The organism is Acidovorax delafieldii 2AN, from assembly GCF_000175235.1.
GTDB lineage: Bacteria > Pseudomonadota > Gammaproteobacteria > Burkholderiales > Burkholderiaceae_C > Acidovorax > Acidovorax delafieldii_B.
Window position 1 is genome coordinate 1 of sequence record NZ_ACQT01000161.1, and the last position, 8,662, is coordinate 8,662.

Below are 8,662 nucleotides of genomic sequence, written 5' to 3' on the forward strand. Positions count from 1 at the left end.
TGGCGGGCATGGACCTCGCACCTGCCGTGCGCAATGTCCGCGTGCACTTTCATGCGGACGGCCCCGAGGCGCTGCAGGCCCTGCTGGCGCTCATTGATTCGGCCACCCACAGCCTGGACGTGTGCACTTTCGTGTTTGGCGATGACGACGTCGGCGAGCAGGTGGCGCAGGCCCTGGCGCGCAGTGCACAGCGCGACGTGGCCACGCGGCTGCTGGTGGATGCCGTGGGCAGCCTGCGCATGCCCCGTGGGCTATTGCAGCGGCTGGCACACCAAGGTGTGAAGGTGCGCCGCTTCATGCCCCTGCTGCACAACCCCATGCGCGGGCGCACCAATCTGCGCAACCACCGCAAGATGGCCGTGGCCGACGGCGCACGCCTGTGGAGCGGCGGGCGCAATCTGGCCTGCGAGTATTTCGTGGATGGGCCGGGTGCGCCCGCCTGGGTGGACCTGAGTTTCGATGTCGAGGGCCCGCTGGCGGCCTTGGCCCAGGCGCAATTCCGCGCCGACTGGCGCGCTGCCACGGGCCGCGTGCGGTTCACCCGCCAGATGCCGCTGCCGCGCCAGGCCCTGATCGGGCCTCCCGATGGACCTTTAACCCAGTGGGTTCCGAGCGGCCCCGACCAGCCCGACGACACCGTGCATGCGCTGCTGCTCACGGGGGCGTACCACGCGCAGCAGCGCATTGTGGCCGTCACCCCGTATTTCGTCCCCGACGACGCCCTGATCGATGCCTGGTGCATTGCCTGCCGGCGCGGTGTGCAGGTGCACCTGGTACTGCCGGCGCGCTCCAACCACCGCCTGGCAGACTGGGCCCGCGAACGCGCACTGCGCCAGCTTGCGGCTGCGGGTGCGCGGGTGTGGCTGGTGCATCGCATGGTGCATGCGAAGGCGGTGGTCATCGACGACACCGTGGCGCTCACCGGATCGCTCAACCTCGATGCCCGCAGCCTGTTCCTCAATTACGAGCACATGACGGCCTTTTATGGGCGCGACCAGGTGCAGTGGCTGTCCGCCTGGTGCGAGGGCCAGATGGCGGACGCCCACCTGCATTCCTCGCGCCCGCCGTCGTGGCTGCGCGACGTTGCCGAAGGCGTGGTGCGGGCGGTGGGGTTTCAGTTGTAGGCGGCTGGCGGGCCGCAAGGGTCATGGCCCTGTGGCCGAGCGGCCGGTGGCACATGCTTCAATTTTGAGAGCTGCTTGCGCACTCCAGACAAGGACTTTCGGCCGTTTCGCCATTGAATCTGCCGAAATGGCCTGGCTCGACAGGAATCGAATGTCCGCTTGAAGCCCCCATGAATGCTAGGTTTCAGATTTCTTTTTCTGAAAAGTACCGTCAAAAGTACCGTTATTTTTCAAAGTGCCCCCCGCTGTGGTGCCAGCGACACGCTGCGAAATTCACAGGCGGCGGCGTGCGGGGGGCACGCCATCGTGACGGGCACCACGGTGCATTCAAACTCGACTTGATGGGCAATAGCTTGCACGTCCTGTAGCACGTCCTGCATCGTGTGCAGTAGGCCGCGCACCGTGTGCAGGTCCGTGACATCGTTGTGAGCCAATTCGACAAGCGCATCGCAAAGCGCCGCCGCCTGAGTGGCTTTGCAATCCAGTCGGCTGGTGTCGGGCGCGGTGAAGTTGGTCATGGTCAGTTCCTGCGAGTTAGTGGAAGCGCCACTTTCCAAGGTTTTTGCAGAATCGCAAAACAAGCCATAGGTTTACAACCAATCACGCCGCCTGCAACCTAGTGCACGCTTTCCGTGCATGGAACTGTTGCACCGCTGGTGGTGCAACGCATCAACCTACAACCTGCACCAGCAACCTATGCACGCTATCCGTGTATCGTGGTTGCGCTAAATATTTTGCTGTGTCGTAGAAGTGCAACTGTTCCCGCGTCCAGCGCCTGCGCCTGCGCCTGCGCCTGCACCGTGGGCACGGCACCAGCGCCGTGGGCACGGCACCGGCCGGGCAGCACCAGCGGCGCTCGCCATCCGCCGGGGTCCCTGGCATGTTTCTTGAACGTACGGGTCCAGAGAGGCGCAGTGATTTCCCGTTTTTCGCACTACACCAACTGATTGAACCAGCGGCGCTCGCCCAATGGCTCAGCCGTGCCCTGCGCGTACTCCCACGCGCGCCAGCACTCCCCCAGGTCCGGCATGCGCCATGGCGCTTGGCGTCGCAGTGTCGCGCTGCGCAGGTGTGCGAGTGCGGGCATCAGCGCATAAAGCCCTGCCTCGAACTCAGCCCGCGCGGCCTGAAATTCCGCGTGGTCCAGCGCGTCCCGCGCATCGGCCAGCCGGGCAAGCGCCGGTTCCTCCGCCGCCGCTGCCTCGGCCACCATGCCCTCGGCGATTTCAATTGCCGCCGCCAGACCATGCGCGTGTGCTAGTGACTGCCCCGGTGCGGGCGGTGCGTCGGCGGACGATTTGGGCACCGCGCGACGTGCCAGGGCGGCGGAATAGTCACGCTGCGCGGCCCGCGCGGTGGCTTGGGCGTCGGCATGCGCGGCTTTCAGGCGTTGCACCGCGGCGCGCTTATCTGCAGTGGCCTCGGCCAGTGCGCTGCACTCTTTCTCGATTGCGGTATGACGACGGCGCAGCGCCTGCAGGTCATTGGTTTTGCCACCGGTGGGTGCATCGGTGTTTGTCGTCTTGGTGACGATGGTCATGATTGTTTTCCTTTGAAAAGTTGAAAAAAAAGAACTCACCCAGGGGCCCCCGCCCGGAAACCCGGAATCCCCCTATAGGGGGGGGAATTCCGGGTGTTTTTTCCGGGTGTTTGCCTGCCCGAAAAAACCCGTTTTCGGGTGATTTCGGGTTTTCGGGCTTTGGGGCGTCAACCCCATGCAATCGCACCCCCTGACCCACCGGTGAACCCGCTCGGTGTGCGTAGCACTACGTCGCCATCGGCCACCAGCGCACCGCCAGGACGACACAGACCCTCAAGTGCCTCCCGTGCCCGGTCCCTCGGCTTACCGGTACCCACCAAGGCCCCGGTGGCATGGCGCAGCAGCTCAGCACGGGCGATAGCCCCACCCTGCTGGTGCTGCTCAAACGCTGCAAAAACGGCTTCTTGATTCTTGCCCTGCGGCTTCGCAGGCGCCGGTGTGCCCGGCTCAAATTGCGAGGAACCACGTTCGACCAGCACAGCGCCGGTGCGGTCGGCACCCAGCACCACCGTTTCAATGTCGAACCTGAATTCGTTGCCTTCGCCCGCGCCGTCTTTCAATTTCGATATGGTTGCGGCGCGATAGCCTGCGGTGCGGATCACCTCGATTTCACAATCGAGTGCGGCCTTGATTCCCGACCACCCGCGCAACCCGGCGCGCGCATCCTTGCCGCTGTGGGCCACCAGCAGCACCGCCCACCCGGTGCGCCGGTGAATGGCTTTGATGCGCGCCACCACGGCGCCCATGTCCTTGCCGCTGTTCTCATCGGCGCCCGGTGTGGCCTGCGCCATCGTGTCCACCACCAACAAGCCCCGCGGCCCGATGGCCTGCAGGTGCGGCACAATTTCGCGCTCGCTGCCCGGCTCTCGCAGGTTCAAAGTGCCGTGTGCAATGTGCAGATTGGGCACCGCGCCGTGCCGGGTGCTGTAGGCCCGTAGGCGGTCACGGAAACCATGCACACCCTCCAGTGCGACGACGGCCACCGGCGCTTGCGCGGCCTCGATTCCGTAGAACGTGCCCCCCTTCGCAATGGCGGCCACCAGGTGCAGAACAAAGAACGTTTTGCCCGCCCCGGACGCGCCAAAAACCGCGCACAGCTCGGCCTCGGGCAGCACCCCGTGGACGAACCATTCCAGCCTCGTCTCGTCGGCGCAAAACTGCCCTACGGTGGCCCATTGCAGGCCCCCGGCCCGCGGTGCCTTTGGGTCGGCATCAGGCAGGGCTGCAGCGGTCACGACGTCAAACAACGCCACCACGTCAAGGCACGTCGTGGTGACCTCGGCAGCGGCTTTGCCCGCGTGGTGCTTCCACAGGTATGCGCGCGCCCGGTCGGCATCGTCGTGCCGGTGGGCAAGTGCGACCTCCCAGGCGTGCGGGTTGTTCTCCAGCACCGCAAGAATCTGCCCCCCATCAAGGCCCGCCCACCGCAGGCCCAGGGCTGCGGCCCGTAGTGCTTCGCTGCGGTCGGCGGCTTCGCCGGTCAGCAGGAGCCGCGCGCCAGGGGTGCCATAGCCCATCGTGTCGCACAAGGTTTCTAAGGCGGGCAGCGCGTCGGGGTCCACCGCATCGGGCATATCGCCCGCTGCGGTGCGCGTGGTGGCTTTCCCCGCCTTGCCGTGTGTGGTGCGCAAGTAGCGCAGAAAGTTTGCCGCGCTCATGTTGCAGGCCCCCAGGGGTGCCCGGTCACGGTCAAGAATCGCGGCGCCGTGCCCACGTACACCTCGAGCCCCACCTCATGATTGCACCAATCGTCGTCGTCGATCTCGTCGTCTTGCATGAAGATGCGAAAGCCGGTGCCCGATGGCGAACGCTCGCAATACCCACCTGCAGCAAGGGCACGCTCCAACACATCGCGCGCCCACGGTGTGGGCGAGCCATCGCGCGCGCTGCAGCGGTCCAGGTCAACGGCCACAACACCCTGAAGGCCCGTCATACAAAAACCGACACCATGCAGTGCGCCGGGGTGCGCTGCATAAGCGCGCTGTGCGCGGTCCAGCCCGGCCCATTTTTCCGGTGTCGTCGTGCTGAGCCCGTACATAGGCCGGTGGGGATTCTTGGGCAGCTTGTCGAACTTGCCGCGCTTCACGTTCCACACTGCTGCCCAGGGTGCCCAGCGCGGCAACGCCACCAGCCATGCCGGTAGGCGCTGCGCAAGGTCAGCAGGCGGCAGAAGCCAATCGTGTTCGGGCGCGCTCATGTGCTGCGCTCCAGGCTGCGCACGAAGGCGACAAGATGCGCCCAAAACACACATCGAACCCGGCGACCAGGCCCCACGATTTCCCAACCCCGTGGCGAACTGCGCAGCTCGAAACCACGCAGCGCAAGGCGCGCGGCCATGGTGCTTTTGGCCTTCGCGCTGGGCGCGTCATCTTCGGCCGGTGCCGTCATTGCGCGCCCCCTTCGGTCGGCGTAGTCGGCTGCGCCAGCTTCGCGCTGGTCGTCGTCGTCGGCTTGTCAGGCACTGCCCGCGCGAGTAGCGCGCCCAGCAAGCCCACCGCGGGGGCGCGGCGCAGGTAACGCGATTGGGGCGTAGTAAGCAAGCGGCATTGCTCGGCAGACCATTGGGCGCGGCTCAATTGGCACCTCCAACAGGCCGATAGGCACGTAGGACTTTTTCAGCGGCCTCGGGCGTGAAGCAATACGAAATAACACCCTTTGGCGCTTCAACGCTTGCCGCGTTGAATTGCGACAAAAAAGTGATGCCCGCGCTCTTGTCTTTGGCCAGCTCGAAAGCGGCCCGCCAGGCAACGGGGGGCTGCCCGGTCGGTGTGTCTGCGGACTGGGTGTGGGCGCGCGCCACCTTTTGCGCTGCGGCTACAAAAAGGCGCTCTTTGTCTTTCTCGCGGCGGGCGGCCCATATGCTCGCACCAGTGATTCGTTGTGCTGCGGCTTTTGGTGCGGGGGGCTTCGCAGGCAGGCGGCGGGGCGTCATCGTGCATCCTCCACACATTGACGTTTTGCTGCGTCTATCCAGGCGTGCACAGCTTCGGCTGGCCATGTGCTGATACGTTGCCCCAAGCGGACAGGTGGCGGGAATTTTCCGGCTGCAATCAGGCGGTATAACGTGGCGGCGCTCACCCCTAGTAAGCCGTCGTGCCCGACTAGATGGCTTTTCCGATACAAGCGATGTGTTGACATTTAAAACTCCTTCTTGATGCGACTTGGTGTCGCATGTCGCAGAGTTTCAAAGTCATGCAATGGGAAAAGTCAGCCACTTTTCCCACTACATAGGCTGGCAAATTTAGGGTTCTTTGCGCATTGCCGAGTGTGCTTTTTTGGCAGCGGCTTGTTTTTTGCTGTTCCGCAATGTTTTCGCGTCGGGGTGGCTTTCAATGGCTCGTTTCACATCGTCAACGCTTGGCAGAGGGTGCGGGCCTTGGGTCGGGTTGCCGTCATCCCCAATTACGTCAAACATGGCCGCAATCCTCAGGTATTCGGTCGCCCAGCCCTCGACACGGCTTCGCTTGCGGCCATAAAGTCCGCAGGCATTTTTGATTTTCGCGGGGGCGCCCCCATCGGCGTCTGCCTTCACAATCGCTCTAGCGACATAGCCCAAGAAGTGCACGACGTCGTCATTGAAATCGTTGTCTGCCGCTTGTTGCCACAGGTGCATCGCTGCGCCGTAGTTGCTGCATCGTCCGGGGGACAGGACAGCGCGCACCGCGTTATGTGTGTCGGGGTCGGTCAGGCTTTCTACATCGTCAGCCGCCCGTGGGTTTGGGGCGTGTGGCGCCTTCTTCATGCTGCCTTTGCCCTGATTTCCACCACGTCCGCACCAATGCGCTGCTTGTCCAGGTAGTCCGCCCAGCGCTGCATCATTTCCCGCCGTGCCGGTAGGTGTGCCGTGCGGTTGTAGGCCCGCCCGTTGGCATCCTTCACCGCGTGGGCCAACTGGTGCTCGATCAGGTCCACGCGCTCGCCCAAGACTTCATCCATGATGGTGCGTGCTGTTGCCCGGAACCCGTGGGCGGTGTGTACCTCGTTGCTGTAGCCCATGCTGCGCAAGGCTGCATTCACCGTGTTTTCGCTCATGGGACGTTCGCCGGTGCGCAGGCTGGGGAACACGTAGCGGCCATGCCCGGTGATGGGGTGCAGGCTTCGCAAAATCTCGACGGCCTGCTGCGATAGCGGAACGATGTGGTCGATCTTCATCTTCATCTTGCTGCCGGGGATGCGCCACTCTGCCGCCTCCAGATCAATCTCGGCCCATTCGCCGGTGCGCAACTCGCCAGGGCGCAGGAACACCAGTGGCGACAGCTTCAGCGCCGCCACGCTGTAAGTGTGCCCGGTGTAGGTGTGAATGGAGCGCAGCAGCTCGCCTAGCTTTGCCGGGTCGGTGATGGCTGCATAGTGCTTTTTCTCTGCGTGCTGGAATGCGCCGCGCAGGTCGGTGGTCACGTCCCGCTCTGCCGTGCCCTCGGCCACCGCATACCGGAACACTTGGCCGCATATCTGGCCGATACGCTTTGCACTGTCGAAGACGCCCCGCGCTTCCATCTTGCGCACCACGGCCAGTACGTCGCGCGGCCCGATGCTGGTGATGGGCATCTTGCCGATGTAGGGGAACACGTCCTTGCGCAGCCACGTTGAAACCTTGTCTTGCGTGATGGCGGCCCGCTTGGCACTGGTGGCCTTTAGCCACTGCTCCGCAACTGCCTCAAAGGTGTTTCCAGCGGCTGCCGCCTTGGCTTGCTTTTCCTCGCGCTTGGCGATGCCGGGGTCGATGCCGTCCGCCAGCAGTTCGCGGGCCTTGTCGCGCCGTTGTCTGGCCTTCGCCAGTGATACCTCGGGGTACACGCCCAGCGCCAGCGTTTTGCGTTTGGCGGCAAAGGTGTAGTCCCAGCGCCAGTATTTGCCGCTGGCTTTCACCAACAGGAACATGCCGCCGCCGTCTGCGTACTTGGTTCCGGCTGGTTTGCCGGTGTCTTTCACTTGTTTAACAAAGGTGTCGGTCAGTGCCATGTGGTGCCTCTTTACGGTATCTGGCTTTGCGGTACGTCCCGTATACCGTCAAAAGTACCGTGAAAATACCGTGATGGCATGGTACGTTGTGAAATCTAATGAAGCAATAAAAAACCCGCGATGCTAGGAAACATGCGGGTTTAAGAGGTGTTGTGATGCGGTGTGATGCGATCACTTGGTCCCCTCGACAGGAATCGAACCTGTATCTAGCGCTTAGGAGGCACTCGTTCTATCCATTGAACTACGAGGAGGCAGCCCGGGATTGTAGAGGCTTGGCACGCACCCGCCCGCGCGCTGGCGCCCCCCGTTGACTGGCTTGTCAGTCGTAGCGCACGGTGTAGATGATGTCCATCGCGCTCTTCTCTCCCGTCTGTCCGCGCAAGGTGAGGCGGCGCGACAGGTCGTAGAAGATGTAGAGCGTGCCCAGCGTGCCCGACAGGCTGCGCTCGTAGGTCACGTACATGTCCTTGGACAGGCGCTTGCCAAAGGTGAGTGCGGCGCTGGCGGCGTCCTCGCCTGTGCCCGGGCCCTTGAAGCCGATCTCGTCGAGGCCCAGGCGGCTGGCCACTTTCGCGGTGGGGTTGCTGCTGCCGCGGCCCAGCAAGGTCAAGGCGGCCTGCTGCAGCACGGCGGCTTCGGCGCCGCCAGCGGCGGTGTTGCGGCCCAGCACCACCCACGAGAGCTTTTCTGCGTCGGGCAACTCGGGGTCGGAATACAGCTTGACGCGGGGCGCCTGCGCGCTCCCGGTGACCTGCACGCCCGCACGCACGCTGATGTTGGGGCGCAGGGCCAGGATGTCGAGCGAGGGGTTGTTGTAGGGGCCGTTGAAACGGATCAGGCCGGTCTCCACGTCCAGCACCTGGCCCCAGGCGCGGTAGCGGCCCTCTTCGGTGCGCACCTCGCCCGTGACGCGGGGCGGTGCGCCGGGCACGGGGCTGCTGCGCACCTCCACCTCGCCGGTCAGGCGGGTGGTGATGCCCTGGCCCTGCAGGGCAAAGTCGCGGCCCAGGTTGAGGGTGACGGCGATGTCGGGCGG

At 64.3% G+C, this 8,662-nt stretch carries 10 protein-coding genes and 1 tRNA gene; 1 reads left to right on the forward strand and 10 read right to left on the reverse strand.

Annotated elements, in window-relative coordinates; all coding sequences use genetic code 11:
• A partial coding sequence (locus tag ACDELDRAFT_RS16105; RefSeq protein WP_040329540.1) for a phospholipase D-like domain-containing protein occupies window positions 1-1,124 on the forward strand: 1,124 nt, incomplete at its 5' end.
• Between the two features lie 230 nt (window positions 1,125-1,354).
• Here the strand turns inward: ACDELDRAFT_RS16105 and ACDELDRAFT_RS16110 are convergent.
• From ACDELDRAFT_RS16110 to ACDELDRAFT_RS16150, 10 genes are all read right to left on the reverse strand, one after another.
• Complete coding sequence (locus ACDELDRAFT_RS16110) at window positions 1,355-1,642, reverse strand: hypothetical protein (protein WP_005798716.1); 288 nt, start codon at window positions 1,640-1,642, stop codon at window positions 1,355-1,357.
• 416 nt (window positions 1,643-2,058) lie between these two features.
• Window positions 2,059-2,664 carry a hypothetical protein gene (locus ACDELDRAFT_RS16115; RefSeq protein WP_005798717.1) on the reverse strand — a complete coding sequence of 202 codons (606 nt, stop codon included), beginning with the start codon at window positions 2,662-2,664 and terminating at the stop codon, window positions 2,059-2,061.
• A gap of 167 nt (window positions 2,665-2,831) precedes the next feature.
• Window positions 2,832-4,322, reverse strand: coding sequence for an AAA family ATPase (locus ACDELDRAFT_RS23695; RefSeq protein WP_005798719.1), 1,491 nt, complete (start codon window positions 4,320-4,322; stop codon window positions 2,832-2,834).
• On the reverse strand, window positions 4,319-4,861 hold the full coding sequence (locus ACDELDRAFT_RS16125) for a hypothetical protein (RefSeq protein ID WP_005798720.1): 543 nt from the start codon (window positions 4,859-4,861) through the stop codon (window positions 4,319-4,321). The genes ACDELDRAFT_RS23695 and ACDELDRAFT_RS16125 overlap by 4 nt, the downstream gene beginning before the upstream one ends.
• A 375-nt stretch (window positions 4,862-5,236) precedes the next feature.
• Window positions 5,237-5,596, reverse strand: coding sequence for a hypothetical protein (locus ACDELDRAFT_RS25150; RefSeq protein WP_005798722.1), 360 nt, complete (start codon window positions 5,594-5,596; stop codon window positions 5,237-5,239).
• Window positions 5,593-5,802: a helix-turn-helix transcriptional regulator gene (locus ACDELDRAFT_RS26020; RefSeq protein ID WP_081470154.1), complete on the reverse strand. Its 210-nt coding sequence runs from the start codon at window positions 5,800-5,802 to the stop codon at window positions 5,593-5,595. The genes ACDELDRAFT_RS25150 and ACDELDRAFT_RS26020 overlap by 4 nt, the downstream gene beginning before the upstream one ends.
• A gap of 103 nt (window positions 5,803-5,905) precedes the next feature.
• The gene (locus ACDELDRAFT_RS16135; protein WP_005798724.1) at window positions 5,906-6,406 is read right to left on the reverse strand and encodes a hypothetical protein; all 501 of its coding nucleotides are present in this window, start codon (window positions 6,404-6,406) and stop codon (window positions 5,906-5,908) included.
• Window positions 6,403-7,626, reverse strand: coding sequence for a tyrosine-type recombinase/integrase (locus ACDELDRAFT_RS16140; RefSeq protein WP_005798725.1), 1,224 nt, complete (start codon window positions 7,624-7,626; stop codon window positions 6,403-6,405). The genes ACDELDRAFT_RS16135 and ACDELDRAFT_RS16140 overlap by 4 nt, the downstream gene beginning before the upstream one ends.
• Before the next feature lie 176 nt (window positions 7,627-7,802).
• Window positions 7,803-7,877: transfer RNA gene (locus tag ACDELDRAFT_RS16145), tRNA-Arg, on the reverse strand.
• Between the two features lie 68 nt (window positions 7,878-7,945).
• Window positions 7,946-8,662: translocation/assembly module TamB domain-containing protein (locus ACDELDRAFT_RS16150; protein ID WP_005798727.1), on the reverse strand; the 717-nt coding region annotated here is incomplete at its 5' end.